Source organism: Pseudomonas sp. B3G-3 (genome assembly GCF_028640915.1).
GTDB classification, from domain to species: domain Bacteria; phylum Pseudomonadota; class Gammaproteobacteria; order Pseudomonadales; family Pseudomonadaceae; genus Aquipseudomonas; species Aquipseudomonas chlororaphis_I.
In genome coordinates, this window is record NZ_JAQZAB010000131.1 from 1 (window position 1) to 25,776 (window position 25,776).

Sequence of the window (25,776 nt, forward strand, 5' to 3'; positions counted from 1 at the left end):
TGAACGAGCCCCTTGAAACACAGGACACCGTTTCCCCCTTACCATAAGGGATAGGCAAACGACTGTGTTTATGACTACCAGCAAAGACAAAAGCATCGAAGTGCTCGGCCAGGAGCGGCGTCGCCGTTGGAGCGTCGAGGAGAAATTAACCATGGTGCGCGAGAGCCTGGAGCCTGGGCAAAGCGTCTCGGTGGTGGCCCGGCGCAACGGCATCAATCCCAACCAACTGTTCCACTGGCGCAAGCTCTACCAGGACGGCAGCCTTTCGGCAGTCAGTGCCGGTGAAGCGGTGGTGCCTGCTTCCGAGCTGGCCGATGCCCTCAAGCAGATCCGCGAACTGCAACGGATGCTGGGCAAGAAGACCATGGAGGCTGAAATCCTCAAGGAAGCGGTGGAGATCGCCCGCTCGCGAAAATGGATTGCGCACTCACCCTTGTTGCCGGGGGACGACCAGTGAAAGCGGTCAGTGAGAGTCTCGGTGTGGCGCGCTCGCAATTGACGGCTCGGCTCAAACAGCCCACTCCGGGGGCGCAGCCGCGTCGTCGCCGGACGCTCAACGATGCGGCCCTGGTCGAGCGGATCAAGCAGGCCGTCGGCGCATTGCCCAGCTATGGCTATCGCCGGGTCTGGGGCCTTTTGCGTCGACAGCATGAGCAGCAGGCCCAGCCACCGATCAACGTGAAGCGGGTATACCGCGTCATGCGAGACCACGACCTGTTGCTGGAGCGCCGGCGCAAGCAGCCGGGGGTGGCGCGGCGTCATGAAGGTCGCGTCGCGGTGGACACGAGCAACACCCGCTGGTGTTCGGATGGCTTCGAGTTTCGCTGCGAGGACGGCGAAAAACTGCGTGTAACCTTCGCTCTGGATTGCTGCGACCGTGAGGCCATCAGTTGGGTGGCCAGCCCAAATGGCTACAGTGGCGACGATGTTCGAGATGTGATGCTGGAAGCTATCGAGCAACGCTTTGGTGACCAGCTACCGACATCGCCGGTGCAATGGCTGAGCGATAACGGCTCGGCCTATACCGCTGAACAGACCCGGGGCTTTGCCCGGCAGATCGGCCTGCTGCCCCTGACAACTCCGGTGTGCAGCCCGCAGAGCAACGGCATGGCGGAGAGCTTCGTGAAGACTATGAAGCGTGACTACATCCGTCACATGCCCAAGCCCGATCGAGCGACGGCCCTGCGTAACCTGGCCATCGCCTTCGAGCATTACAACGAGGAACATCCGCACAGCGCACTGAACTACCGCTCACCTCGGGAGTTCAGGCGCCTGGCTGAGGCATCAACTTAACGGGGTGCCGGTGTCCGGTTTGATAGGGGCAAGTCCAGGAAACGACAACATATCCCACCGGTCCTGGTATTCACGAAGGCCGGGGTATACCGGGACAAGATCTTCCGGGGGCTGGCCGTTCCTGGCGCCATAGGCAGCACACAGAACGATGACCTAGTGAGTGTGTGGCATACCAGCAAGAAGCAGCGCTTTCAGAACTACAAAGCCACATTCACCATCCTGGATGTGCCACGGGTGCCACGTGCATGGTTGGACGACATTATCATCCATGGCATCCGAGGTATTGATAGCAAGCATGCACCGAAGGAGTGGTTGAAGTGGGTGGCATCAGGACAGTACACACCTCTGATATCCAAGCGCTCGAGACCGGTACGCTCAAAAGAGGAGCAACTGCCGGACTCAGAAAGGGGTGTAAAAATGCTCGCAGTGATGAATGAGCACTTCAAGAAGGCTCCTTTTGCGTTCGAAGCCTGCGCTGCACACATTGTCAGGCTTTGCCTTCCGAATACCGTCGAACTGGATCTGACTAGGCCTTATCGCGATGGCGGCCGTGACGGCATCGGGAAACTACGCATCGGTCGGCAGGAGGCATCCGTGCTGGTGGACTTCGCCATTGAAGCGAAATGCTACAGTCCGAAAAACTCGGTAGGCGTCAGGGAGATGTCGCGGTTGATATCCCGCCTACGCCATCGCCAGTTTGGCGTACTGATTACTACATCCTGGGTAAACACACAGGCTTACAAGGAGGTGGTTGAGGATGGTCACCCAGTGATGATTCTTTCCGGCAGGGACATTATTGAACTGTTGGAAGCAGCAGGCTTACACAGCTATTCCGCCGTGACTGAGTGGCTCCAGAGCAGCTTCCCTACCGATACGGTCTGAGTATGTGCACTGATATTGTGTCGCCCGAAACACGTTCCCGCATGATGGGGCGAATTCGCGCGCGAGACACCAAACCGGAGCTGGCTGTAAGGTCGCAGTGTCATTCAATGGGCTTACGCTTCCGCTTACATCGGAAGGATCTACCGGGTTCACCCGACTTGGTCTTTCCCAAGCACCGGCTGTGTCTGTTTGTTCATGGTTGTTTCTGGCATCGACACCATGGCTGTCAGTACGCCTACACCCCCAAAAGCCGACTAGAGTTCTGGCTACCCAAGCTGGCCAGAAACACGGAGCGGGATAAGGAGAACGAAGCTGCACTGGTTGCTCTTGGGTGGAGAGTTATGGTGGTGTGGGAGTGTGAAACACGAAACAAGCAAGCATTGCAGAACAAGTTATCCGGAATAATAGAAAGACTTGATTGAAGAACTGAATGGAATCACTCCATGATTGGATACAAATACCGCGCCATAAACAAATACTCACTTGACGCACTGGAACGTAACAGTGTGTATTTTTCAAAATATACAGACTTTAACGACCCCTTTGAGTTTTCAACACCATTCCCTGACCTCTACAAAATGTACACAAGGGCGGCAGATGGGGTAGACCGGCTGTATGAAGAAGGAAAGCTCACTCAAGCCGACCATCAGCACCTAAAGCAGGTATGCCAATCCATTGTGTTAGATGGGAACAACGGAAAGGACGAGATACACAAAAAAATAAGGGAGAAAATGACTAACACCGGCGTTTACAGCATGAGCGAAGTAAATGATGAAATTCTCATGTGGAGCCATTACGCGGACAATCATAGGGGCTTCTGCATTGGTTTTGACGATCTCCATAAGTCTATGGAGATAGCACCCAAAGTCATGCCAGTAAACTATATAAATGAATACACGGACCTAAGCGACCCTCAAATCGTCTTAGACTTCTATAGTAAAATGTTTTACAAGTATAAAAATCTTCCTGAAAGAAAATGGTTAAAAAAATATGAGACGCTAAAAAAAATATACACAAGGTACGATGATGAAAAAATGGCAGTAGCCGTACTTACTGACAAATACATAAAATGGGGGTACGAGAAAGAGTTCCGACTAATATGCGAACATAGCACAGGACTTAAACGACACACTCCCAAATGCATTAAAACAATAACCTTCGGTTTAAGGACAAGCAACGAAGACAAAGAGCGCATTATGAAAATATGCCAGAACAGCCTAAAGTCGCACGTTAAATTCTACCGCACCGATACAGTTCCAGGCTTATTCAAACTTAAAATAAAAGCATTGGCAACGTAATTCTACTGGGGGACGACCTGAGAAAATCTTCCTTCAAGAGGTGCAACTCAGCAACCACACGACTTATAAATCTGCCATTTCGTAAAAACCAAATATCTAGACTTCCCCTAGCGCCAAAAACAGCTCAAACTGTTCCGTATGGGAAAAGGATACAGACATATTTACGCAGTGGACCAACTGTTTCTGTCCGGCTGCTGACTATCTTACCTGCTGGTCTGAGCAATAACTTCTATCCGCTTTTTTGCCTTACATGAAGAAAAACTCGCTTTGACTGAACTGTCCCAATAGTGAATACAAACGGCTAGTCAAGTGGAGCACCGCATTTCAACTGCAACCAAAAACAAAATCTATATTCATCTTATAAACTAGTAACTTACCAAACTAATTCAGATTACCTCGGCCCACCAAGCAAAGCACCAACAAAGCCCGCCTTGTGCGGGCTTTGTTATTTCTATCCCCTACATTCCAATATCACCATCGCCATTGCCACGTCCCCTCCTTCCATCAATCGCAGTCCGAGCGTTCGCCCCCCTGGAGCAGCGTTAAGTCTCTTTCTATTGTGCGAACTTTCCTAGAAACTCCTAGCCGCTTGCGCCTGGTGTACCCGCTGGCTAGCCTCGTTCTGTCACTGCAAATTCAGTGACCGGGTTTAGCAGCTCGACGTGTAACTAGGCGCATGGCGCCCCCATTACGTGGCGCTTTTTTTGGCTCCGCTTTATGGTGGCCGTGCGCAGGGCACCTTCGGGTGCGCCGGGTTCCTAGTACACCGGTCTGCTAACCTGCGAACGGCCGCCACCCTATCGTTTAGCAGCGACGGTGATGGCTCCTATCTCTGTACTAGGAGTTACACCATGAAAAAGCTCGTTCCCGATCCGCCCCGCACTGCTACCCACCGCGTCAGAAACCTCGAACACGATCTGGCCAATCAGCACATCCGGCAGAAACTGTCAGTTCAGCCTGCTGATGCGTCTCTGATTCAGTCGCTCAAAAAAACCGTCAGTATCCCGGTGAGCCGCGATTCTTTGTTCTCAGTTCGGGAAGGCATCAACGCCGAAGAAGCCTTGCTCCATGTCTCCCTGCTGCTGAAAAGTGCTGAAGAGGTTTCCGATGAAATCACCGAGCGTGGCAGTGGCATCGAGCGCGGTTTGATCTGGTCGCTGGTGCACTCGGTGGAGATGGCGCGGGCCGTGGTGGATGCCTTGCTCGATGGCAGTCGCCACACGCCATCGCTGAAGTAAAACGCCCTGCGAAAGTACGGCGCGGCAGCATGAGCTGCCGCGCTGTTCCTTAACGCATCTACTAAACACTCAAAAAAGCATCTTCAGATCTACCCCCTCCGCCATCGCCTTATTCCCCGCATCCCCCGGATGCAGGTGATCGCCCGAATCGATCTGCGGCAGCAACCGAGTTGGATACCGCGGATCGCGGGTCATCTGGTCGAAGTCGATCACCGCGTCGAATGCCTGGCTGGTACGTATCCACTGGTTGAGCGCCTGGCGCAGTTGTTCCTTCGGGGCGCTGTGGTAGTGCTCGATGATGCTGCCTTCCAGGGCGCCTTCGAAGGGCAGCAGGGTGGTGCCGATGATGCGGAGGTTGTGGCGATGGGCCTGGTCGATCAGTTGCCGGTAGCCGGCGATCAGCTTTTCCAGCGACGGCAGGGGGGAGTTCGGCGCGAAGGCGGTGCCGGGCCAGCTGATGTCGTTGATCCCCAGCATCAGCACCACGCTTTTCACTCCGGGTTTGCTCAGCACGTCGCGCTCGAACCGCGCCAACGCGCTGGCGCCCATGCCATCTTCGAGCAGGCGCGCGCCGGATATGCCGCCGTTGAGCACCGCGACGTTCTCGCTGGCCAGGCGCTGGGCGAGGAAGTCGGGCCAGCGCCGGTTGCGGTCCAGGGTCGAGCCGTTGCCATCGGTAATGGAGTCGCCGAGTACCACCAAGGCACGGCTGTCGAGTGGGGCGTCCACCAGGATGTCGCTGAGGAACAGCCGCGCCTCCACCTGTTCCTTGCCTTCCAGCCGCTGCGCATTGACCTGATTGCCCGGGCTGATAAACGCGGTTTGCTTGCCGTCCCAATGGAAGGTGGTCAGCGGCGTGCGCTGTGGCAGGTACAGCGAGACCAGCAGATCGCCGAGGGCCGGCACTGCCAGCGCTACCGGGTCGCTGGTCCGGGTTTCACCCGGCGCGATGCTGACCTGTTCTTCACCGCCGAACCTCAGGCTCTGCCCGGAGCCTGCGCGAACGGACTCGCCCTCCTCCATGGTGGCGACCCGTGCTGCGCCAATCAGCAGAGGCTGCTTGCCGTATTCATTGGAAATCACCACCCGTACCTGGCTGCCGCCGACGCTGACACGCAGCTTCTGGTGAATAGTGCTGTCGGCCAGGGCCTCGGGAATCCGCGTGGGCAGTGGCAACTCGTTGCCCCAGGTCGGTTGCGGGCTGGCCATCCAGGTGGTGAGCCAGTTGTCCTGGGCCAGGGCAGGACCTGCGGCCAGCAGGGCCGTGACGATCAGCGGCAGGGAAAATCGCGCGTGCAGGGCTTTCATCCGGGTAGCTCCTTGAGGCAGTAAGGCTGAGGCGAGCCAGATTGCTCCATTCGAAATAACCATGGTAGAAGGCATAACTTCATACAGCCCATTCCGGTATCGAATACCCATGGACAACCTCAAAGCGATGCACTGCTTCGTCCGCGCCGTCGAACTGGGCAGCCTGTCATCGGCCGCCCGCGAGCTGGGCAGCACGCAGCCCACTGTCAGCAAGCTGGTGGCGGCCCTGGAAAAGCAGCTGGGCACCCGCCTGCTCACTCGCGGCACCAACGGGCTGACGCCCACCGAACAGGGCAAGCGTTTCTACGAGCGGGCGAAAGCCGTGCTGGAGGAATACAGCGAAGCGGTGGCCGAAGTACGCGGCCTGACCGAACGCCCCGAGGGCGTGCTGCGGGTCAATGTGCCGGTGAGCCTGGGGGTGTTGCACCTGAATGCGCTGCTGCTGGCGTTCATGGCGCAATACCCGGAGATCGAGGTGGAGCTGATCCTCAACGATCGCTTCGTCGACCTCACCGAAGAGAACGTCGACCTGGCCCTGCGCCTGGGCGGTGACTTGCCGCCAAACGCCATCGCCCGACGCATCGCCACGTCGCCGCGCTACCTGGTGGCGGCGCCGGAATACCTGCGCCAGCATGCGCCCTTGAACAGCCCGGCCGACCTGAGCGCACACAACTTCCTGCGCTTCGCCTGGCTGGCAGCGGGCGATCGCCTGGAACTGAGCGGCCCGAGCGGCGAAAAGGTCAGCATCACCACGCAAGGGCGCTACCGGACCAACAGTTCATTGGCCATTCGCGACGGCGTGTTGCAGGGCGCCGGGCTCTGTATCACCCCGGCCTGGCTGGTCAGCGACCTGCTGGACAGCGGGCAACTGGTGCGGGTCCTGCCCGACTGGAGCGGGCCAGCGAACGAGGCGTTCCTGATCTACCCCGAGCGCCGCTACCGGCCCCTGCGCGTGCGCTTGCTCATGGAATACCTGGCCGAACGGGTACCGCAGCTACCCGGCTTCATTGCCTGACCCGATAAACATCGATGCCTGCCCCGGACACGATCAATGGCCATTACGATCCCCTTTTGGCCAACCCCGTGCTGTGAATCCCGGGGGCCGTCGGCAAGAATCGAACCCGGACCGCTGACTCAGTGACCCAGGCTGTCACCAGAATCGCCCTTGTGAACCTTGACCCTCTTTGTCCTTTGCCCTTTTAAAGGACCGCCTGCCGCGTACAGAACATAAAAACCATCGCCACGCTGGGGAAAAAATTCATGGCCACTATGAAAACCATACTGAGTGCCACCGTTTGTGGGCTGTCGCTGCTGGCCGCCGCGGCGCAGGCCGAGCAGCGCGAGCTGCGGGTGTACAACTGGGCCGACTACATCCTGCCGTCGGTGCCCAAGGACTTCGCCAAGAACAGCGGCATCAAGGTCACCTGGGACACCTTCGATACCAACGAATCCCTCGAAGCCAAGCTGCTGACCGGCAACTCCGGCTACGACCTGGTGGTGCCGTCGAACCAGTTCCTCGACACCCAGATCAAGGCCGGGGTGTTCCAGAAGCTCGACAAGTCCAAGCTGCCCAACTGGAAGCACCAGGACCCCGTGCTGCTCAAGCTGCTGGACAGCAACGACCCGGGCAACCAGTACGGCGTGCCCTACATGTACGGCACGGTGCTGATCGGCTTCAACCCGGCCAAGGTCAAGGCGGCGCTGGGCGACAACGCACCGGTGGACAGCTGGGACCTGGTGTTCAAGCCGGAGAACATGGAGAAGCTCAAATCCTGCGGCGTGGCCATGCTCGACTCGCCTACGGAAATCCTGCCATTGGCCCTGCATTACCTGGGGCTGGACCCCAACAGCCAGAACCCGCAGGACTACGAAAAAGCCAAGGAGCTGATGCTGAAAATCCGCCCCTACGTCACCTATTTCAACTCGGCCAAATACATGACCGATATCGCCAACGGCGACATCTGCGTGGCCATCGGTTACTCCGGCAGCTTCTACCAGTTCGGCAATCGCGCCAAAGAGGCCGGCAACGGCGTGGTGGTGGACTGGCGCCTGCCCAAGGAAGGCGCGCCGATCTGGTTCGACACCTTCGCCATTCCCAAGAGCGCGAAGAATGTCGCCGAGGCCCATGAGTTCCTCAACACCCTGCTGGACCCGAAAGTCATCGCGCCCATCAGTGATTTCCTCGGTTACCCCAACGCCAACAAGGACTCGATTCCGTTGATCAACAAGGAGATCACCGGCAACACCGACCTGACACCAACCCCCGAAGCCTTGAAGAAACTCTATGTGGTGCAGCCGCTGCCGCAAAAGCTGGAGCGCGTGCGCACCCGGGTCTGGACCAGCATCAAGTCGGATAAATGATCCCCCTCGGGCAGCCCCGCCCTGGGGCTGCCTGGTCTTCACTTCAATTCGAACAGCAGGCAGGGATTGCCGTTCAAGCGCCCTTCGAACACTGGGTTCACCTGCTCCAGCGCGGTCCCCGCCAATAACGCCCGATCCTTGCGCGCCAGGATCACCCAGGCCGGACGCGGCAATGAGGCCAGCGGCGCCAGATCGTCCTTGCCGATAAACCGCGGCTGCTCGTCGTGGTCCAGGTTCATCATGTAGCGCACCGCCCAGGTGTCCTTGCCCAGGTTGAGAAACACCAGGGTTCCGCGGTCCTCCCCACGCAGTTGCTCGACCTGCCCGACAAAACCCCGGGTGGCGAATTGCAGGTCCTTGGCCGGCTCGATCACCTTCACCAGCAGCCACCACTGCGCCGCCAGGGCCAACAGGCTGAGCAGCACCAGGCGCCGCCCCGGCGAGTCGCGAGTGGTTCGCCAGCAGTACAGCGCCAGCCCCTGCAAACCGAGAAAGACCGCGATCATCAGCGGCAATGACAGCGCCGGCCAATAACCGTGCTTCTGCCAGCTGTGCCGACAAACCAACAGCACCACGACACACAGCCCCGGCAACAGCGCGACCAGGCCGAGATAAAACCGCCGCGCCCCGACCAGCCAACGCTGCGGCTTGAGCAGGCCGTAAGCCGCCACCGCCGCGAACATCGGCACCATGGGCAGGATGTAATAAGCGCGCTTGAAGTGCGGCACCGACAAGCCGAGCAGGATCATCAGTCCGCAGGCGCCCAGGCGCACCAGCAACTGCATCTGATCGTCCGTGTGCCGCGTGGACCATTGCCGGCGCAGGACGAACAGGGTCGCCAGCGCCAGCGGCACCACCGGGAAGTAACGATAGAGGCTGAGCTGGAAGTAGAAATAGAACGGATCGCCGCTCTCATCCAGACGCCCGCTCACCTGCATCTGATAGACCTGCCGGGCGAAGGCTTCGCCACCGCTGAACTGCGCCAGCTGCATCAGCAGCCACCAGCAGGCGGCCAGCAGGATCAGGCCGATCACCCCGTGGACCATCACCTTCCTCGCCAGCCGCCAGGCGTCGTCCCGGGAACGGTAACGCCCCAGCGCCCAATAGGTGCAGGCCACGCCGCAGACCTCGATCAGCCCCAGGGGGCCACGAATGGCGAAGGCAATAACGAACAACGGAAAAATCGCGTACTGCCGCCATTTAGAGCCCATCTGCTCGCCGCTGTGCAGCAGGTAAAAACAGCCCAGGCAGAGCAGCGAGACCATCTGGTCCAGGCACACCGAGCGCGACTTCTCCAGCCACTGGGTGGTCAGCGCCGTCAGCAGCACCGCCAGTAATGCCCAGGTGCGATCGAGCGGCGCCAGCAGGCGGTACAGCAACGCCAGCACCCCGGCCGAGGCCAGCGCCGTGGGCAGGATATTGGCCAATTGGTTGGGCGCACCGAACAGCTGGGCAAAGCCATAGCTGAACCAGGTGGCGGTACCCGGATAGTCCGGGTAAGGCTCGCCGTAGGTAGTGGGAAACAGGCTGGCGCCGTGGCGGAACATCTCCTGCAGGAACAACCACCAGCGCCCGTCGAAACCTTGCGCTGGCTGGTCCCAGATGCCGAACGTGAACAGGAACAAAGCGAACAGAAAGACGCCCAACATCTCGATGCGAATGCGGTGGTGGTCCATGGATGATCCGTCAGAGGGTGCATTGCCCGAAGGCTTGGGCATGCCGGCTGCCATGTTGCAGCCGCAGGCCCTGAACCCTCCCTGAACAGGCCGCAAAAAAATCCTGGCCCGTCCATCAGCAGCCACTCAAGAAGACAGCCTGGCGCGCTCAGCCCTCCTGCCGCAGAAACGGCAGCAGATGAGCAATAAAGGCCTCGGACGCCTCCTCGGTAATGAAGTGACCACACCCCGGCACTATCGCCCCCTGAAGATTCAGCGCGTTGCCCTGCATCGTCAGCAGCGGTGCATCGTGGGTGGCATGTTCGGCGCCAATCGCCAGGACCGGCATTTCCAAGGCACGGCTGGCACGCTCGCGGTTCTGCCGGATGCTCTCGGGGATGGCCCGGTAATAGGCGAACCCACCCCGCAGCCCGCCGGGCACCGAGTAGGCTTTGACATAGGTCTCGACCGCGACCTGCTCCTGGTGCACCGACCACTTTTCGAACATGTAGGCCAGGTATTGCGCCTCGCGCCCGGCGATCAGCATCTCCGGCAGGTCCTGCAACTGGTTGAACATGAAGTGCCAGAGAAAGATGTTCTGCCCGGGCGGCGCGAAGATCGCCGGCGCCTCGGCCAGGCCGGGAATCACCGCTTCCGTCAGGGCCAGTTTCTCCACCGCCTGCGGGTAGTCGCTGGCCAGGGCATAGGCCACCCACATGCCGACGTCATGCCCCACCACCGAGTACTGGCTGTAACCCAGCGCCAGCATCAGGGCCTGCAGGCGAGACGCCGTGCTGCCGGTGTCGTAGCCCTGCTCGGGGCGATCGGACAGGCCCATGCCGGGGAGGTCGACCGCGATCGCCCGGTAACCCTGCCCGGCCAGCGCCTGCATGACATGGCGCCAGGTGAACCAGGTCTGCGGCCACCCGGGGATCAACAACACAGGCCGGCCCTGGCCCTCGCTGACATAGTGAATGCGCCCGCCGTCCACCTGTACGTAGCCATGGTGGTAGTCACGCCCGGCAAAAGCCTGCTGTTCGAAAAGATCCATGCTCAGCGTCCTTGATGAGAGGGCTGGGCAATGCCCAGCAGTCGGTTGATCTGCGCCTGGTCCACCGGCGCGCCGGCGAAGTCGTCGAAGACTTTGTCCGTCACCTGGATGATGTGCTGGTTGATAAAGGCCACGCCCTCGCGCGCGCCCTGCTCCTGGTCTTTCAGGCAGCACTCCCATTCCAGGGTCGCCCAGCCGGCATAGTCATAAAGCGCCAGCTTGGAAAAGATCCCTTTGAAATCCACCTGCCCGTCGCCCAGCGAACGGAACCGCCCGGCCCGGTCGGCCCAGGGCTGATAACCGCCGTAGATGCCCTGGCGGCCGCTGGGATTGAACTCGGCGTCCTTCACATGAAACATGCGAATGAACTCGTGGTAGATATCCAGGTAGTCCAGGTAATTGAGCTGCTGCAGGACGAAATGGCTGGGGTCGAAGAGCATCTTGCAGCGCGGATGGTTGCCGACCCGCTGCTGGAACATCTCGAAGGTCACGCCGTCATGCAGGTCCTCGCCCGGGTGGATCTCGTAGCACAGGTTCACCCCCTGCTCGTCGCAGGCGTCGAGAATCGGCCGCCAGCGCTTGGCCAGCTCATTGAACGCCGAGTCGACCAGGCCTTCCGGGCGCTGTGGAAAGGGAAAGAAATAGGGCCAGGCGAACGAGCCGGAAAAGGTTCCCATATCGCTGAGGCCCAGCCGGCGAGACGCCTTGGCGGACAGCTTCAGCTGTTCGAGGGCCCACTGGGTCTTGGCGCCACTGTCGCCCCGCAGGGCCGCCGGGGCGAAGCCGTCGCACAGGGAGTCGTAGGCGGGATGCACGGCCACCAACTGGCCGAACAGGTGGGTGGTCAGTTCGCTGATCACCAGGCCATGTTCGGCCAGGGTGCCGCTGACCTCATCGCAATAATCCTGGCTGCTGGCCGCCAGGCGCACATCGAACAGGCGCTCATCCCAGGCCGGTACTTGCAGCGCCTTGAACCCCAGCCCCGCCGCCCAGGCGGCAATCGCGGGCAGGGTGTTGAATGGCGCTGCCGCGTCACTGAATTGAGCCAGGTGCAGGCTCGGTCCCTTGAGGGTTTTCATTGTTTACGCCCTATTATTTGTCGATCGACAAACAATAGGGCGACCCTCGACACACGTCAATACGACAGCTTGATTTTTTTGTCGATCGACCAATAATTGGCAGCACTCCCTTTGCATCGAGAACTGGACATGGCTGGCAGACCCCGCGAATTCGACCGAAAACAGGCCCTGTACAAGGCGCGTGATGTGTTCTGGCAGCGCGGCTTCGAGGCCACCTCCATGTCCGACCTGGTGGACGCGCTGGGCATTGCCTCGGCGCGCATCTATGCGGCCTTTGGTTCCAAGGAAGCGCTGTTTCGCGAAGCCATCGAAGTCTACGAATCAGGCGACGGCGCCTTTGCCGATGCTGCCCTGGGCGATGACATCAGTGCCCGCGATGCCATCGAGCGCATGCTCAGGGAAGCCGTCGAGCTCTACACCCAGCCCGACCGGCCACAGGGCTGCATGGTGGTGTCCTCCGCCACCAATTGCTCGGCGGACAACGACGGCATCAGGGAATGGCTGGCCGAGCACCGCCGCGACAGGACCCGCTCCATCATCGAGCGCCTGGAACAGGCCGTGCGCACTGGCGAGTTGCCCAAGCGCACCGACGTGATGTCCCTCGGGGACTGCTATGCCACGGTGCTGCATGGGCTGTCGGTGCAGGCCCGAGACGGCATCGGCAAGTCGCGCCTGCTGGCGATGATTCCCATGGCCATGGCGGCCTTCGATGCACAAACCGAAGCGTCCAAATAGCCCTCAGCGAACCGCCAACCGCGGATAAAAAAACGGCCCGGCGGGATCACCGCCAGGCCGCATTCGAGTCGTTGCGCGAGTTACAGAAAGACCGCCGAGAGCATGCCCAGCGCGCCCAGGCAACAGCCGATCAGGGTGCCGCGTCCCGGCAACTCACGGAACACCGACCAGATCACCAGCGGTTCGAGCAGCAACAGCGAGGTCACCGACACCACCGTGATCATCCAGATATCGCCGACCGCCAGGTACCCCAGCCAATAGGCGCCAATCAGGCAGATACCGGCGAAACACATGATCAGTACGGGTAACGCCAGGTCCGGCCATGACGTGTTGCCCGTATGCGCCAGGCGGGCGGCGACCACTTCGCTGTAGATCGCGCAAAACTCGCCCAGCACCATCAGCCCTACAGCAGAAACTCCGAGTAATTCTTTGGACATATGACAAACCCCTTGGTATTGAGAGCCAGATTTTTCAGCTCCCAGGCAGCAATGGCTCCGCTGACGGAGCCGCCATGACCATGCCGAGGGGTTTGCTCTAATTCAGTGACCGTAAGGAACCTGAACATGTCCATCTCCTGAGTGGTGGGTTACGGGTGTCAGTATCGCCATGAGCGATGGCGGCCGTTCTCTGTATAGGGTATTGGCGCGGCGACCGATACGCGTTTTTTGTAGGGCATTTGTGTTGCAAGAAGCTAGTCGGCCCGGAAGTTCCAGACGATCTCCACCACGCGCAGGGCAAGGATCAGGTACACCAGGAACAGGCCGATCTGCAGGGCCGTGTGATAACGCAGCTTGGCCAGCCGGCGCAGGCCGTCGCTGACATTGAGCAGCATCAGCAGCGCCGACACCGTGATCAACCCCCAGCCGGTCAGGTTGGAGCCGAGCAGGCCCATGAACAGCTGATGGTCACCGTGCAGCGCGTTGGTCCCGGCGGCGAACAGCAAGGCGCAGACCAGCAGGTTCTTGAAGTTGTCGAAGACCCGCGTATTCAGGTCGCCGTCCAGCAGTTCCAAATACTTTTGCCATAGTTTGCGCATATTCAAGGCACCGGTTCAGCCGCAGGGTAGAAAGGCGCCCGTAGCGTTTCAGAAGCCTGAAGGCCCGCCGGGCGCACCTTCCAGCGTAGTGACGATTGCCACAACCTGCTTGCGATCCGTGGCTCGCCTCAGACCCGCAGGCGCACGGTCTCGAACAGCGCCCGGTCCTCTTTGCGCGCCGAGCGCGCGTGCCGGCGGATCACCTGCAGCAGGCAATCGGTGAAACACAGGGCCGGGTTGCTGAGGGCGACGTTGCAACGGGTGACGATGCTCAGGTGCCGGGGCTCAAACTGCTCCTCCAGTTGCAACGACACCAGCCGCCCGAGGAACGGCGGCGCGGTGCTCATGATGGTCGGGCCCCAGGTACACATGTCGGCGTGCTCGACCAGCATTTGCAGGATCGCCAGGGAATGGGCGCGGACGATGCGGCGCTCGTCGATCTGCGCGCCGTGGCGCCAGAACAGGTCCCGCATCAGCGCGTCGTGGCCGTCCGGGGCGTAGTTCAGGGTCCATTGCTGATCCAGCAGTTCATGGATCGAGCGGGCATCCTGCCGGGCATGGCCCTGGCGCACCAGCACCGAGGTCTGGTAGTCCAGCAGGGTCTCGCAGGAAAAGTCCTGCGGCGCCTGGGACGGGTGCAACTGGCCAATGGCGAAATCCATGCTGCCGTCGCGCAGCAGCGGCTGGGCCACCGCCATCAGGCTTTCGAACAGCTCCAGGCGCACCTCTGGCATACGCTGGCGAAACTCCAGCACCACTTCCGGCAGCAGGGTCAGAGCGATCCACGGCGTGACCCCGACACACAGCCGGCCGCTGTTTTTCCCGCGCAACTGATCCAGCTCGGCCTGGGCATGCTCCAGTTGCTTGAGCACCAGCCGGGCGTGGGTCAGCAGCACCTTGCCGTACTCGGTGAAGTTCAGGCCGCTGGGCGTGCGGACGAACAGCGGCAACTGCTGGGCGGTTTCCAGCTCGCGCAACGCCTTGGTCACGGCCGCCTGGGACAGGTTCAGCGAACGCGCGGCGCCGCGGATGCTGCCGGTCTCGGCGCTGGCGATCAAGGCTTGGAGTTGATGCAATTTCATCAGCGTGCCCAGGTGACAACTTTGGGTTGTCATCATAACCAAACTGAGCCTCCCCGACAGGCCGCCCGATGCCTAAGATCAGCCCAACAGCGCCTCGACGATTCGCCCGACGGGTCCGAGCTGGCGAGCGACCTTAGCCGAGGAACCCCACCATGAATGCCCGTTACGTGCTACCCGAGATAGCCGAACAGCAGAACGCAATGATCGCCCTGCGCCGCCAGATCCACGCCCACCCCGAACTGGGGTTCGAGGAGTTCGCCACCAGCGCACTGGTGGCCGGGCAACTGCGCGAATGGGGTTATGAGGTCAGTACCGGCGTCGGCCGCACCGGCGTGGTGGCCACCCTGAAAAACGGCGAAGGCCCCGCGCTCGGCCTGCGGGCCGACATGGACGCCCTGCCGATCCAGGAAACCAGCGGCGTGCCCCACGCCAGCCGGATTGATGGGGTGATGCATGCCTGCGGTCACGACGGGCATACCGCCACCCTGCTGGCGGCAGCGCACTACCTGGCGCGCTCGCGCAACTTCAAGGGCACCCTGCAACTGATTTTCCAGCCCGCCGAAGAGGGCCTGGGCGGCGCCCGGGCGATGCTCGATGACGGCCTGTTCGAGCGTTTTCCCTGCGACGCGGTGTTCGCGATGCACAACGTACCGGGCCATCCCACCGGGCACCTGGGCTTCTACAACGGCCCGTTCATGGCCTCGGCCGACACCGTGAGCGTCAAGATCATCGGCCACGGCGGGCACGGCGCGGTGCCGCACAAGGCGGTCGATCCGGTGCTGGTGTGCGCCTCGATCGTGGTCGCCCTGCAAAGCATCGTCGCGCGCAATATCAACCCCCAGGACACGGCCATCGTCAGCGTCGGCGCGATCCATTCCGGAACCGTCTCCAACGTGATCCCGGCCTCGGCCGACATGAGCATCAGCGTGCGCGCCCTGACGCCCGAGGTCCGCCAGTTGCTCGAACGGCGCATCACCGAGCTGGTGCATGGCCAGGCCGCGAGTTTTGGCGCCCAGGCGCAGATCGACTATCAGCACTGCCATCCGGTGCTGATCAACCACCCCGAGGAAACCGCCCTGGCCCGGGAGGTGGCCCGCGAGTGGCTGGGCGAAGAGCAGTTGATCCACGATCTCAAGCCGTTCACCGCCAGCGAGGATTTCGCCTTCATGCTCGAACGCTGCCCCGGCAGCTACCTGGTGATCGGCAATGGCCAGGGCGAAGGCAGCTGTCTGCTGCACAACCCGGGTTACGACTTCAACGACCACTGCCTGCCCATCGGCGCGACCTACTGGGTCAAGCTGGCCGAGCGTTTTCTCGGCCCAGAGGGCAGGTAGCGACAAAAGGCTGTAGCAGTGTCATCACTGACGTAGCCGGCGATTAACCGAGGAAAAAACAATGAGAAAAATGATCGCTGCGGTTTCATGGGTGCTGTTGTCGGTGTCGGCCAGCGCCGGCGCGGCCGACTGGTCGGGCAAGGTGCTGAAGCTGGGCGTGGACCCGACCTACCCGCCCCTGGAATACAAAGACCCCGACGGCAAGCTGAGCGGGTTTGGCATCGACATCGCCGAAGCCCTGTGCGCCGAGCTGAAGGCCCGCTGCGTGTGGGTCGAAAGCAGCTGGGACGGGATGATTCCCGCCCTGCTGGCGCGCAAGTTCGACGCCATCGCCTCGTCGATGACCGTCACCCCCAAACGCATGACCCGCATAGCCTTCACCGACAAGATCTCCAACGCCCCCGCGCGGCTGATCGCCAAGCGCGGCTCGGGCCTGGTGCCGACCCTCGAGTCGCTCAAGGGCAAGCGGGTCGGCGTCGAACAGGGCTCGGCCCAGGAGGCCTACGCCAAGGCCAAGTGGGGTGCCCAAGGGGTGCAGATCCTGTCCTATCAGAGCCAGGACCAGGTGTATGCCGACCTGCTCGTCGGCCGTCTCGACGCCTCGTTGCAATCGTCGATCCAGGCCAGCTATGGCTTCCTGTCCAAACCCATCGGCAAGGATTTCGAGTTCGCCGGCGACACCCTCAGCGACCCGGGCTTTTTCGGCGTTGGCGACGGCATCGGCCTGCGCAAGGACGATGTGGAATTGCGCGAAGACCTGAACAAGGCGCTGGCGACCATCCTAGCCAACGGCACCTACGCCAGGATCAACCGCAAATACTTCGACTTCGATATCTACGGCGGGCCCTGACCCCGACTCCGCACCCCCAGGCGCGACGCCCGCCGAGACCACGGCCGCGTCGCCGCTTTTTCAGCTCACTCTAATAACAACAAGGGGCGTGAAATGCTTCTGGAAGGTTTTGGCCCGCAGATTCTGCAGGGCACCCTGACCACCCTCAAACTGGCCCTGTCGTCACTGCTGCTGGCGGTGCTGCTGGGGCTGCTCGGCGCCAGCGCCAAGGCCTCCGGCAACCGTGCCTTGCAGGCGGTTGCCGGCGGCTATACCACGCTGATCCGCAGCATACCGGACCTGGTGATCATGCTGCTGTTGTTCTTCAGCCTGCAGATGCTGCTCAACCAGCTCACCGACTGGCTGGAGATGGCGCAGATCGACATCGACCCGTTCCTGGCCGGAGTGCTGACCCTGGCCTTCATCTACGGCGCCTACTTCACCGAGACCTTTCGCGGCGCGTTCCAGGCGGTGCCCCGCGGCCAGCAGGAAGCGGCCAGGGCCTACGGCATGAGCCGCGCCCAGAGCTTTCGCAAAGTGCTGTTTCCACAGATGTTGCGCCATGCCCTGCCGGGCATCGGCAACAACTGGCTGGTGCTGATCAAGTCCACGGCGCTGGTGTCGATCATCGGCCTGAGCGATGTGGTCAAGGCCACCCAGGACGCCGGCAAAGGCTCGATGCAGTTCTTTTACTTCACCCTGGTCGGCGGCCTGATCTACCTGGCCATCACCAGCCTTTCCAACCTGGTGCTGATCTGGCTGAGCCAGCGTTACTCGGTGGGTGTGAAGAGGGCTTCGCTATGACCGGCATTCTCGAAGAATACTGGCAGGCCTACCTGTGGAGCGATGCCGCGCAGCTGTCCGGGCTGGCCATGACCCTGTGGCTGCTGGTGCTGTCGGTGCTGATCGGTTTCACCCTGGCTGTGCCCTTGTCCCTGGCGCGGGTCAGCCGCAACCCGCTGCTGCGCATTCCGGTGTGGCTTTACACCTACGTGTTTCGTGGCACGCCGTTGTATATCCAGTTGCTGTTCTTCTACGCCGGGGTCTACAGCCTGAGCGTGGTGCGCGCCCAGGACTTTCTCGACGCGTTCTTTCGCGACGGCTTCAACTGCACGGTGCTGGCGTTCGGGCTCAACACCTGCGCCTACATGACGGAGATTTTCGCCGGCTCGATCCGCTCCATCGCCCATGGCGAGGTGGAAGCGGCCAAGGCCTACGGCATGAGCCGATTCACCTTCTACCGGCGCATCCTCCTGCCGTCGGCGCTACGCCGGGCGCTGCCGTCCTTCAGCAATGAAGTGATCCTGATGCTGCACTCCACCTCGGTGGCCTTTACCGCCACGGTGCCGGACCTGCTGAAGGTCGCCCGCGACGTCAACTCGGCCACCTACGCTTCCTTCAGCGCCTTCGGCATTGCAGGCGTGCTCTACGCCTGCAGCGCCTTTGTCCTGATCTGGCTGTTCCGCCGCGCCGAACTGCGCTGGCTGGCCTACCTCAAGCCACAGACACATTGATCTCCAACGGAGAGGCTCGCATGTACCCATTGATCGTCGAAGACCTGCACAAGAACTACGGTAGCCACGAGGTGCTCAAGGGCGTATCGCTCAAGGCCAGGGCCGGCGATGTGATCAGCATCATCGGCTCCTCCGGCTCCGGCAAAAGCACCTTTCTGCGCTGCATCAACTACCTCGAACAACCGTCCGGCGGACGCATCCTGGTCAACGCCGAGGAGCTGCGCACCCGCAGGAACCGCCTGGGCGAGCTGTGCGCGGCCGACCCGAAACAACTACAGGCAATGCGCAGCAAACTGGCGATGGTGTTCCAGCACTTCAACCTGTGGAGCCACATGACGGTGCTGGAAAACATCATCGAATGCCCGATCAATGTGCTGGGCATCGCCCGGGACGAGGCCATCGAACGAGCCCGCAAGTACCTGGACAAGGTCGGCCTGCCAGCCAAGGTCGAGGCCCAGTACCCGTCCTACCTGTCCGGCGGCCAGCAACAGCGCGTGGCCATCGCTCGGGCGCTGGCCATGGAACCGCAGGTGATGCTGTTCGACGAGCCGACCTCGGCCCTCGACCCGGAGCTGGTATCGGAGGTGCTGCGGGTCATGCAGCAACTGGCCGAGGAAGGCCGGACCATGGTGGTGGTCACCCATGAAATGGCCTTCGCCCGCGAAGTCTCCAACCACGTCATGTTCCTGCATCAGGGCCGGGTGGAAGAGCAAGGCCCGCCCGCTCGGGTACTGGAAGCCCCCAGCAGCGAGCGCTTGAAGCAGTTCCTCTGCGGCAGTCTCAAATAGGGTCCTGAGGGCCGCGTTCGGGCGCCAGGACCAGAGATTGGCCTGGCGCCCGGGAGCGCGGTGCTTCGCCATCGCCCCGGATAAACCGACAGCCGCCAGCGCCATCACCCGATCCCTCGCTCGTTCACGATTTGTTAAGAATCGCCTCCGTATACTCGGAGCGCCTGATCCTCCCCGGCGCAACCTCTTCGGCAGTTCCCCCATGTCGCGACCCGCACCGCTGTTGATTCTGCTTGCCGCCCTGCTGTTCTTCTTCGCCCTGGGCAACCACCAGTTGCAAGGCTCCACCGAAGCCCGGGTGGCCGGGATCGCCATGCAGATGCACCTGGACGATGACTGGGTGACGCCCCGCCTGTTCGGCCAGCCCTTCCTGGAAAAACCGCCGCTGAGCCTGTGGCTCGACGCCAGCGCCATCCGCGTGTTCGGTGGCACGCCGTGGGCGGTGCGCCTGGCGTCGGCCTTCGCCGGGCTGTTCAGCGTCATGCTGCTGTACGCCATGCTGCGCCGCTTCGGCCGCCCGACAGCGGTGGCCTGGGTGGCCGGCGCCATGCTGGCGACCATGGCCAGTTACTGGGGCAATGTGCGCGGGGTCGGTGAAGACGCCCTGCTCAGCCTCGGCGTGACCCTGGCGCTGCTGGCGTTTTTCCAGACGCAACGGCGCCAGGCCGAAGGCCAGCCGGCCATCCTGGGCTGGCTGCTGTTCGCCCTCGGTATCGCCATCGCCACCCTGAGCAAGGGCGTGCTGGGCCTGGCGATGCCGGGCGTGGTGATCTTCGCCTACCTGCTGGCCGACAGCCTGATCGAAAAGCGCTTCGCCCTCGGCCACTGGCTCAAGCCCGCCCTGCTCACCGTCCTCGGCCTGGTGCCGCTGCTGATCTGGCTCTACCTGCTGTACCAGCGCGGTGGCCTGCAGGCCCTGGGCGAAGTGCTGTGGACCAACAGCGTCGGGCGCTTCGATGGCTCCTTTGTCGAGGCCGGGCATTACGAGCCGTTCTATTACTACCTGGCCAAGCTGCCGCAAGCCTTCCTGCCGTGGAACATCCTGGTCTACCTGGGCCTGTGGCACTTTCGCAAAAGCCTGGTGAAAAACCGCTACCTGCTGTTTTTCAGCCTGTGGCTGCTGGCCCAGTTCACCCTGCTGTGCCTGGCGTCGAGCAAGCGCACCGTGTACCTGATGTCGCTGACCCCGGCCGCGGCGGTGCTGGCCGCCGAATACGCGGCAGTGCTGTACGAACGCCTGCGCCTGCGCGCCGCCGGCGAGGGTTTCTGGAGTGCCGTGGGGCGCCAGCGGCGGGGCCTGGCCATTGGCGTGCTGACGCTGGTGGTGTGCAGTTACCTGGTGGCCGCGCAATGGGCCGCACCACGCGCCGATCGCCAGCTGTCCTTCGTGCCGCTGATCAGCCAGATCCAGACGCTGCAGGCCGCCGGGCAACAGGTGGCGCTGTATCAGGCCAACGAACGCGCGGCCGGCGCCAGCGTGTTTTACACCCGGAGCCTGCTCAAGGATGTGCAGACCGAAGCCCAGCTGAATGCGTTTCTCGGCACCTCGCCGAACAACGTGGCGGTCATGGCCCTGCAGGAAGACCCCAAGCCACCGCTCAAGGTACTGAAGAAGATCACGGTCAGTCGCCAGGCCTACTACTTTGTCAGCCACTGACCGGCACAGTGAGCGCCCATAAAAAAGGCACCCTCATGGGTGCCAGTCAGTCAAGAAAATTGTAGGAGCGAGGCTTGCCCGCGATGAACTTGAGAGCACCAGGTTTACCCAGTAAATACTCGGTATCGTTAACGACCATCGCGAGCAAGCTTCGCTCCTACAGTGGATCACCTTCGCTTAACTGATCGGCATTAACCCACATTTTCGTCGCCAGGCTTGCGCGCCGGCGCCGGCATGGCTCACTGAACGGTTTTCAGCTTGACCACATCGCCGGAGACCTTGGTGGTGTAACCGCTCAGTACCCAGGCCCAGAACCAGTTTTCCTGGATCTGGGTGTTGATCATCGCGTCACCGCCCTTGGCCTGGATGGCGGCGGTCTGGGCGCGGACGAAGCGGTTGTTCTGCCGGATTGGAATGACCCCGAACAGCATGATGCCGGTAGCCGTTGCTTCGCTGTGACCGACCACGGTGTACTGGCTACTATCAAGTTGCTGAGTTTTCATCGCGGTGCCGGTGCAGCCAGCCAGGGCCAGGACAACCAGCGCAGAGGCGGCGATTTTGCTCAAGTGTTTCATGCATGACTCCATAAACCAGGAACCCGGGAACTCTTTTCTCCGGGGGCGCGCACCCTAACAGTTCTGGTCACCGAAAAAACATCGGCAAGCGCCAAAAATTGCGTCGGGGCCCTCTCCCGCCGGGCGCCTGGCACCGACGATTTCGTCAGCGACTGCAACGTTATCGGTCCGCCGCTGCGATCAGCGTCGTGGACGGGACGGGCCCCGGTTCGGTGTGCGTCAGCACCGGTTGTTCCAGACGGGCGCGGCCATAAAACAGCAGCGCCACCAGCAGGCAGGTCAGCCACACCACGATCCCCGCCCAGAAGGTATGGGACATGTAGTGCCAGCCCTGCAGCACCCGAGTGGTGCCATAGACGAAGCCCAGCAGCAGCGAACCGTGCAGCAGCGCCTTGGAATGGCGCCAGCGATAACGCCGGGCCACGAAGTACAGCGCCAGCATGGTGAAACCGCCCGAGGCATGGCCGCCCGGCCAGCAGCGGCCGTCACCCGCGGTCTTCAACAGCTCGAAGTTCTCATACCATTCCTTGTGCTCGATCTTGCCGGCGTACTGGGTGGTTTCCACCGGGCAGTACACGCTGGTGTGGCCCTTGAGGTAGTGAATCGCCCCGGTGCACAGGGCGAAGGCCACCACCACGAACAAAAAGTCCCGGCGATGGCGCGCGGTAAAGCGCAGCAGCGGCGCCACGCGGATCCTCTCCAGGAAGGCCTTGCCGCGACCGAACCTTACGCCCTTGAACAGCGGCCAGACGAATGACAGCAGCAGCCCGATCAACGCCAGCTCGCCCGTCCAATTGGGGATGATCCGCGCCCACTTGTGGGTGATCTTCTCGAACAGGTGGGAGTGATCCAGCGGGAAGGTCTGGCTCACCGGATCGAAGAACAGGTCGCTGAAGGCGATGTCGATCCGGGTCATGTCGAACATCAGGAACACCAGCGCCGCGCACAGCAGCGGGAGGCCAAGGTTCCATCCATAAAAACGCCACGCATCAGCGCGGGAACGGGAAAGCGCCTGCATAGTCAGGGTCTCGGGCAAGGGACGGTCAGGGACGGTTGAAGGCAACGGAGCGCCAGTCGCTGGCTTCGATGAAGCCGAGCATCTGTGGACGCCCGCCTGGGGTATCGGTGGAGACGAACAACGAGGCGCCATAGCCCAGGGTCGAAGACGGCAGTTTCAGCTGCTTCTCCAGCGCGGCCATGCATTCGCTGTGGGTCACCAGCACCAGATTGCGCCCGGCCACCTTGTGCGCCAGGGCATCGCGCAACAGGCTGTGCTTGCAGTCGATCAGCCAGCCTTCGCCGCTGCCGGCCTGGTTGAACATGTAGCCCGAGGTCTGCACCGCGCGGGTCAGCGGGCTGTGGTAGATGTCGGCCTTGTCCAGCCCCAGGTGCTCGAACTGCGCGCCGACGCCCACCGCCACCTCGCGGGCACGGTCGGTGATGCCATCGGGCAGGTTCAGGCAGGCGGCCCTGGAGTGGTCGCAACGCTCCACATGACGAATCAGCACAATCATCTGGCCCTTGGCCCAGCCGGCGCTCAGCGCCTTGGCTCCGGCCAGGTTGCCGTGGGCCAGGTCCGGCACCGCCGCGGGCTTGAGCAGAAAGAACACCAGCGGCAGCACCAGCAAGGCCACCAGGCCTATCACCAGGGCATTGCGATAACGGGCAAAACGGCTCGCGACAAGCGCGGGTTTTGCCACCGGAAGACTGAGTCCTGACGTCACGTTCGAGCCGCCCCTATGACCACCAGACATAAAATCGAGCAGCGCCGCCCACGCTAACCGCTGCCCATGACAATCGAGCGCGAGGCACCCGATCGATGGGCGGACTCTAGGGAGCCTGACGTGGGCCAGGGGTGAAACGGATGTGAAAAAAAGCTCAATCGGCCAGGCGGTTTCCATCGTGAAATCAGGCCCTTGCAAAGCCCCAAAATGGTGCACAAAACTAATCCGACGAAATCGTTTCAGCTATTGCCCTTGCCGCCGATACACACCTGCGAACAAATCCTTGCTGGCCACCAATAACAACAATCTTCCAGCGATACACGATCAAGCAGCACAACGTTCCTGGAGGAATTGCATGAATAGCTGGTTCGGCAACATCAGCGTCAATCTCAAGTTAGGCCTGGGCTTCGGCCTGGTCCTGGCCCTGACTACCATCCTCGCCATCACGGGCTGGACCAGCCTGGGCGGTCTGATCGACCGCAGCAACTGGATGAGCGACATCACCCAATTGAACGCCGGGCTGACCAAGCTGCGCGTGACCCGCCTGCAATACATGCTGACCAACGGCGACGAAACCGCCGCGCAGAATGTGCAGGCCACCCTGGACGACTTCTCGGCCCAGCAGCAGAAGCTGCAGAACAGCTTCAAGAACCCGGCCAACGTCAAGCTGCTCAAGGAACAGGGCGCCACCATCAGCGCCTACCAGGCGTCCCTGAACAAGATGCGCAACGCCTACCGCAACGCCAATGCCGCCCGCGTGGTGATGAATGGCAATTCGGAAACGGCGCGCAACCTGATCGCGGCCATCACCACACGCGTTGAGCAAATGCCCCTGAGCGACCAGCGCTTCGAACAGTTCCAGGCCATCACCAAGGCCAATGACGAATTCCAGCTCGCGCGCTTCGCCGTCCGTGAATACATCTACAACAGCACCGCGGACGCCGAGCGCGACGCCGCCGCCCAGATGAACGCGGCGATTGCCGCACTGGGCCCTCTGGACAACCATTTCAGCAGCACCCAGGGCGATGCACTGCGCCAGTTGAAAGCCGCCCTGAGCGACTACCGCACCTCCCTGCTGACCTTCAAGGCCGCCGTCGGCGAAGCCGGCCAGGCGCGCAAGGAAATGACCGAACAAGGCGCCCTGATCGTCAGCCAGAGCGAAGAGCTGTACCAGTTCCAGCTCGACCGCCGCGACGAAGAAAGCGTCCAGGCCCGCAGCCTGCAAATGATCAGTACCCTGCTGGCGCTGCTGGTGGGCATCCTGGCCGCGGTGATCATCACCCGCCAGATCACCCGTCCGCTGCGTGAAACCATGACCGTGGTCGAGCGCATCGCGTCCGGCGACCTGACCCAGGACGTGCGCGTTACCCGCCGTGACGAACTCGGCGTGCTGCAACAAGGCATCGGCCGCATGGGCGTGACCCTGCGCGAACTGATCGGCGGCATCCGCGACGGCGTGACCCAGATCGCCAGCGCCGCCGAAGAACTATCGGCCGTCACCGAAGAAACCAGCGCCGGGGTCAACAGCCAGAAGGTCGAGACCGACCAGGTGGCCACCGCCATGCACGAGATGACCGCCACCGTGCAGGAAGTCGCGCGCAACGCCGAAGAAGCCTCGCAAGCCGCAGCCGCCGCCGACGGCGAAGCCCGCGAAGGCGACAAAGTGGTGGCCGAAGCCATCGCCCAGATTGAGCGCCTGGCCAGCGAAGTGGTGCGCTCCACCGACGCCATGAGCGTGCTGCAACAGGAAAGCCAGAAGATCGGCAGCGTCATGGACGTGATCAAGGCCGTGGCCGAACAGACCAACCTGCTGGCCCTGAACGCCGCCATCGAAGCCGCCCGCGCCGGTGAAGCCGGTCGTGGTTTCGCCGTGGTCGCCGACGAAGTCCGCGCCCTGGCGCAACGCACGCAGAAATCCACCGAGGAAATCGAAGGCCTGGTGGCCGGCCTGCAGAACGGCACCCAGCAAGTGGCCAACGTGATGAACAACAGCCGCAGCCTGACCGACAGCAGCGTCGACCTGACCCGCAAGGCCGGTGCCTCCCTGGAGAACATCACCCGCACGGTGTCGAACATCCAGTCGATGAACCAGCAGATCGCCGCCGCTGCCGAACAGCAGAGCGCCGTGGCCGAGGAAATCAGCCGCAGCATCATCAACGTGCGCGACGTCTCGGAACAGACCGCCGCCGCCAGCGATGAAACCGCCGCCTCCAGCGTCGAACTGGCCCGCCTGGGCAACCAGCTGCAAATGATGGTCAGCCACTTCCGCGTCTGACCCTCGCCTTCGCCCCGGGAACAACGAGGCGCCCACAAGGAAGTGGGCCCCATCACCACCGC

General features: G+C 61.9%; 24 protein-coding genes and 2 pseudogenes. 16 read left to right on the forward strand and 10 right to left on the reverse strand.

Annotated elements, in window-relative coordinates:
• Positions 1 to 70: 70 nt before the first annotated feature.
• The 5 genes and pseudogenes from PVZ80_RS29595 (at position 71) to PVZ80_RS29620 (ending at position 4,711) form a co-directional block, all read left to right on the forward strand.
• Positions 71 to 1,293 (forward strand): IS3 family transposase gene (locus PVZ80_RS29595; RefSeq protein WP_202946906.1). Its coding sequence is split into 2 segments (ribosomal slippage): positions 71 to 416 and positions 416 to 1,293, totalling 1,224 coding nucleotides; the frame shifts between segments, so codons are not numbered across the junction.
• Between the two features lie 30 nt (positions 1,294 to 1,323).
• A pseudogene (locus PVZ80_RS33880) lies at positions 1,324 to 2,175 on the forward strand (restriction endonuclease); the annotation flags it as partial.
• Positions 2,176 to 2,177: 2 nt separating this feature from the next.
• Positions 2,178 to 2,597 carry a very short patch repair endonuclease gene (locus PVZ80_RS29610; RefSeq protein ID WP_273864911.1) on the forward strand — a complete coding sequence of 140 codons (420 nt, stop codon included), beginning with the start codon at positions 2,178 to 2,180 and terminating at the stop codon, positions 2,595 to 2,597.
• A 21-nt stretch (positions 2,598 to 2,618) separates the two neighbouring features.
• Complete coding sequence (locus PVZ80_RS29615) at positions 2,619 to 3,473, forward strand: DUF2971 domain-containing protein (RefSeq protein WP_273864912.1); 855 nt, start codon at positions 2,619 to 2,621, stop codon at positions 3,471 to 3,473.
• A gap of 851 nt (positions 3,474 to 4,324) precedes the next feature.
• Positions 4,325 to 4,711 (forward strand): DUF6124 family protein, encoded by a 387-nt coding sequence (locus PVZ80_RS29620; RefSeq protein WP_096373038.1) that lies wholly within the window; start codon positions 4,325 to 4,327, stop codon positions 4,709 to 4,711.
• A 69-nt stretch (positions 4,712 to 4,780) separates the two neighbouring features.
• Here PVZ80_RS29620 and PVZ80_RS29625 read toward each other — a convergent pair whose 3' ends face one another.
• Positions 4,781 to 6,019 (reverse strand): SGNH/GDSL hydrolase family protein, encoded by a 1,239-nt coding sequence (locus PVZ80_RS29625; protein WP_273864913.1) that lies wholly within the window; start codon positions 6,017 to 6,019, stop codon positions 4,781 to 4,783.
• A gap of 109 nt (positions 6,020 to 6,128) precedes the next feature.
• Between PVZ80_RS29625 and PVZ80_RS29630 the strand changes: the two genes are divergently transcribed.
• On the forward strand, positions 6,129 to 7,034 hold the full coding sequence (locus tag PVZ80_RS29630) for a LysR family transcriptional regulator (RefSeq protein WP_273864914.1): 906 nt from the start codon (positions 6,129 to 6,131) through the stop codon (positions 7,032 to 7,034).
• A gap of 245 nt (positions 7,035 to 7,279) precedes the next feature.
• Positions 7,280 to 8,380: a polyamine ABC transporter substrate-binding protein gene (locus tag PVZ80_RS29635; RefSeq protein WP_028681626.1), complete on the forward strand. Its 1,101-nt coding sequence runs from the start codon at positions 7,280 to 7,282 to the stop codon at positions 8,378 to 8,380.
• A 38-nt stretch (positions 8,381 to 8,418) separates the two neighbouring features.
• Here the strand turns inward: PVZ80_RS29635 and PVZ80_RS29640 are convergent, their stop codons facing one another.
• The 3 genes from PVZ80_RS29640 to PVZ80_RS29650 form a co-directional block, all read right to left on the reverse strand.
• Positions 8,419 to 10,056, reverse strand: coding sequence for an ArnT family glycosyltransferase (locus tag PVZ80_RS29640; RefSeq protein ID WP_273864915.1), 1,638 nt, complete (start codon positions 10,054 to 10,056; stop codon positions 8,419 to 8,421).
• A 148-nt stretch (positions 10,057 to 10,204) separates the two neighbouring features.
• A complete protein-coding gene (locus tag PVZ80_RS29645; RefSeq protein ID WP_273864916.1) occupies positions 10,205 to 11,086 on the reverse strand; it encodes an alpha/beta fold hydrolase in 882 nt (293 codons plus the stop codon).
• Between the two features lie 2 nt (positions 11,087 to 11,088).
• Positions 11,089 to 12,165 carry a sugar phosphate isomerase/epimerase family protein gene (locus tag PVZ80_RS29650; protein WP_273864917.1) on the reverse strand — a complete coding sequence of 359 codons (1,077 nt, stop codon included), beginning with the start codon at positions 12,163 to 12,165 and terminating at the stop codon, positions 11,089 to 11,091.
• 129 nt (positions 12,166 to 12,294) lie between these two features.
• On the opposite strand from PVZ80_RS29650, the gene PVZ80_RS29655 reads away from it, so the two are divergent.
• Positions 12,295 to 12,900 carry a TetR/AcrR family transcriptional regulator gene (locus PVZ80_RS29655; protein WP_038582204.1) on the forward strand — a complete coding sequence of 202 codons (606 nt, stop codon included), beginning with the start codon at positions 12,295 to 12,297 and terminating at the stop codon, positions 12,898 to 12,900.
• Between the two features lie 80 nt (positions 12,901 to 12,980).
• On the opposite strand, the gene PVZ80_RS29660 is transcribed toward PVZ80_RS29655, so the two are convergent.
• From PVZ80_RS29660 to PVZ80_RS29670, 3 genes are all read right to left on the reverse strand, one after another.
• Entirely contained in the window at positions 12,981 to 13,298 is a 318-nt protein-coding gene (locus PVZ80_RS29660; protein WP_009046893.1) for a hypothetical protein, read from the reverse strand.
• A gap of 293 nt (positions 13,299 to 13,591) precedes the next feature.
• Positions 13,592 to 13,936: a hypothetical protein gene (locus PVZ80_RS29665; protein ID WP_016701637.1), complete on the reverse strand. Its 345-nt coding sequence runs from the start codon at positions 13,934 to 13,936 to the stop codon at positions 13,592 to 13,594.
• A gap of 128 nt (positions 13,937 to 14,064) precedes the next feature.
• Positions 14,065 to 15,054 (reverse strand): LysR substrate-binding domain-containing protein, encoded by a 990-nt coding sequence (locus tag PVZ80_RS29670; protein WP_009046891.1) that lies wholly within the window; start codon positions 15,052 to 15,054, stop codon positions 14,065 to 14,067.
• A 116-nt stretch (positions 15,055 to 15,170) separates the two neighbouring features.
• Here PVZ80_RS29670 and PVZ80_RS29675 point away from each other — a divergent pair, with 116 nt between their 5' ends.
• The 6 genes from PVZ80_RS29675 to PVZ80_RS29700 all read left to right on the forward strand — a co-directional run bounded on the left by PVZ80_RS29675 (position 15,171) and on the right by PVZ80_RS29700 (position 21,140).
• The gene (locus PVZ80_RS29675; protein WP_273864918.1) at positions 15,171 to 16,352 is read left to right on the forward strand and encodes a M20 aminoacylase family protein; all 1,182 of its coding nucleotides are present in this window, start codon (positions 15,171 to 15,173) and stop codon (positions 16,350 to 16,352) included.
• A 70-nt stretch (positions 16,353 to 16,422) separates the two neighbouring features.
• On the forward strand, positions 16,423 to 17,202 hold the full coding sequence (locus PVZ80_RS29680; RefSeq protein WP_371920906.1) for an ABC transporter substrate-binding protein: 780 nt from the start codon (positions 16,423 to 16,425) through the stop codon (positions 17,200 to 17,202).
• Positions 17,203 to 17,295: 93 nt separating this feature from the next.
• Complete coding sequence (locus PVZ80_RS29685) at positions 17,296 to 17,985, forward strand: ABC transporter permease (protein WP_273864919.1); 690 nt, start codon at positions 17,296 to 17,298, stop codon at positions 17,983 to 17,985.
• Positions 17,982 to 18,695, forward strand: a complete 714-nt coding sequence (locus tag PVZ80_RS29690) for an ABC transporter permease (protein ID WP_009046887.1) — start codon at positions 17,982 to 17,984, stop codon at positions 18,693 to 18,695. The genes PVZ80_RS29685 and PVZ80_RS29690 overlap by 4 nt, the downstream gene beginning before the upstream one ends.
• Positions 18,696 to 18,715: 20 nt before the next feature.
• On the forward strand, positions 18,716 to 19,483 hold the full coding sequence (locus PVZ80_RS29695) for an ABC transporter ATP-binding protein (protein WP_009046886.1): 768 nt from the start codon (positions 18,716 to 18,718) through the stop codon (positions 19,481 to 19,483).
• 202 nt (positions 19,484 to 19,685) lie between these two features.
• On the forward strand, positions 19,686 to 21,140 hold the full coding sequence (locus PVZ80_RS29700) for an ArnT family glycosyltransferase (protein WP_273864920.1): 1,455 nt from the start codon (positions 19,686 to 19,688) through the stop codon (positions 21,138 to 21,140).
• A gap of 239 nt (positions 21,141 to 21,379) precedes the next feature.
• Here the strand turns inward: PVZ80_RS29700 and PVZ80_RS29705 are convergent, their stop codons facing one another.
• The 3 genes from PVZ80_RS29705 to PVZ80_RS29715 form a co-directional block, all read right to left on the reverse strand.
• On the reverse strand, positions 21,380 to 21,715 hold the full coding sequence (locus tag PVZ80_RS29705; RefSeq protein WP_028681622.1) for a hypothetical protein: 336 nt from the start codon (positions 21,713 to 21,715) through the stop codon (positions 21,380 to 21,382).
• A gap of 160 nt (positions 21,716 to 21,875) precedes the next feature.
• Positions 21,876 to 22,733, reverse strand: coding sequence for a phosphatase PAP2 family protein (locus PVZ80_RS29710; protein WP_273864932.1), 858 nt, complete (start codon positions 22,731 to 22,733; stop codon positions 21,876 to 21,878).
• 25 nt (positions 22,734 to 22,758) lie between these two features.
• Positions 22,759 to 23,469 carry a histidine phosphatase family protein gene (locus tag PVZ80_RS29715; protein ID WP_050899115.1) on the reverse strand — a complete coding sequence of 237 codons (711 nt, stop codon included), beginning with the start codon at positions 23,467 to 23,469 and terminating at the stop codon, positions 22,759 to 22,761.
• 460 nt (positions 23,470 to 23,929) lie between these two features.
• On the opposite strand from PVZ80_RS29715, the pseudogene PVZ80_RS34125 reads away from it, so the two are divergent.
• Both PVZ80_RS34125 and PVZ80_RS34130 read left to right on the forward strand, forming a co-directional pair.
• Positions 23,930 to 24,808 (forward strand): annotated as a pseudogene (locus PVZ80_RS34125) (methyl-accepting chemotaxis protein); the annotation flags it as partial.
• A 201-nt stretch (positions 24,809 to 25,009) separates the two neighbouring features.
• Complete coding sequence (locus PVZ80_RS34130) at positions 25,010 to 25,714, forward strand: methyl-accepting chemotaxis protein (RefSeq protein WP_371920907.1); 705 nt, start codon at positions 25,010 to 25,012, stop codon at positions 25,712 to 25,714.
• Positions 25,715 to 25,776 lie beyond the last annotated feature (62 nt).

Bases quoted from the DNA above. Each gene is read 5' to 3' on its own strand.
- PVZ80_RS29610 (WP_273864911.1), top strand. From the start codon at position 2,178: ATGTGCACTGATATTGTGTCGCCCGAAACACGTTCCCGCATGATGGGG.
- PVZ80_RS29615 (WP_273864912.1), top strand. From the start codon at position 2,619: ATGATTGGATACAAATACCGCGCCATAAACAAATACTCACTTGACGCA.
- PVZ80_RS29620 (WP_096373038.1), top strand. From the start codon at position 4,325: ATGAAAAAGCTCGTTCCCGATCCGCCCCGCACTGCTACCCACCGCGTC.
- PVZ80_RS29625 (WP_273864913.1), bottom strand. From the start codon at position 6,019: ATGAAAGCCCTGCACGCGCGATTTTCCCTGCCGCTGATCGTCACGGCC.
- PVZ80_RS29630 (WP_273864914.1), top strand. From the start codon at position 6,129: ATGGACAACCTCAAAGCGATGCACTGCTTCGTCCGCGCCGTCGAACTG.
- PVZ80_RS29635 (WP_028681626.1), top strand. From the start codon at position 7,280: ATGGCCACTATGAAAACCATACTGAGTGCCACCGTTTGTGGGCTGTCG.
- PVZ80_RS29640 (WP_273864915.1), bottom strand. From the start codon at position 10,056: ATGGACCACCACCGCATTCGCATCGAGATGTTGGGCGTCTTTCTGTTC.
- PVZ80_RS29645 (WP_273864916.1), bottom strand. From the start codon at position 11,086: ATGGATCTTTTCGAACAGCAGGCTTTTGCCGGGCGTGACTACCACCAT.
- PVZ80_RS29650 (WP_273864917.1), bottom strand. From the start codon at position 12,165: ATGAAAACCCTCAAGGGACCGAGCCTGCACCTGGCTCAATTCAGTGAC.
- PVZ80_RS29655 (WP_038582204.1), top strand. From the start codon at position 12,295: ATGGCTGGCAGACCCCGCGAATTCGACCGAAAACAGGCCCTGTACAAG.
- PVZ80_RS29660 (WP_009046893.1), bottom strand. From the start codon at position 13,298: ATGGTGCTGGGCGAGTTTTGCGCGATCTACAGCGAAGTGGTCGCCGCC.
- PVZ80_RS29665 (WP_016701637.1), bottom strand. From the start codon at position 13,936: ATGCGCAAACTATGGCAAAAGTATTTGGAACTGCTGGACGGCGACCTG.
- PVZ80_RS29670 (WP_009046891.1), bottom strand. From the start codon at position 15,054: ATGATGACAACCCAAAGTTGTCACCTGGGCACGCTGATGAAATTGCAT.
- PVZ80_RS29675 (WP_273864918.1), top strand. From the start codon at position 15,171: ATGAATGCCCGTTACGTGCTACCCGAGATAGCCGAACAGCAGAACGCA.
- PVZ80_RS29680 (WP_371920906.1), top strand. From the start codon at position 16,423: ATGATCGCTGCGGTTTCATGGGTGCTGTTGTCGGTGTCGGCCAGCGCC.
- PVZ80_RS29685 (WP_273864919.1), top strand. From the start codon at position 17,296: ATGCTTCTGGAAGGTTTTGGCCCGCAGATTCTGCAGGGCACCCTGACC.
- PVZ80_RS29690 (WP_009046887.1), top strand. From the start codon at position 17,982: ATGACCGGCATTCTCGAAGAATACTGGCAGGCCTACCTGTGGAGCGAT.
- PVZ80_RS29695 (WP_009046886.1), top strand. From the start codon at position 18,716: ATGTACCCATTGATCGTCGAAGACCTGCACAAGAACTACGGTAGCCAC.
- PVZ80_RS29700 (WP_273864920.1), top strand. From the start codon at position 19,686: ATGTCGCGACCCGCACCGCTGTTGATTCTGCTTGCCGCCCTGCTGTTC.
- PVZ80_RS29705 (WP_028681622.1), bottom strand. From the start codon at position 21,715: ATGAAACACTTGAGCAAAATCGCCGCCTCTGCGCTGGTTGTCCTGGCC.
- PVZ80_RS29710 (WP_273864932.1), bottom strand. From the start codon at position 22,733: ATGCAGGCGCTTTCCCGTTCCCGCGCTGATGCGTGGCGTTTTTATGGA.
- PVZ80_RS29715 (WP_050899115.1), bottom strand. From the start codon at position 23,469: ATGTCTGGTGGTCATAGGGGCGGCTCGAACGTGACGTCAGGACTCAGT.
- PVZ80_RS34130 (WP_371920907.1), top strand. From the start codon at position 25,010: ATGACCGCCACCGTGCAGGAAGTCGCGCGCAACGCCGAAGAAGCCTCG.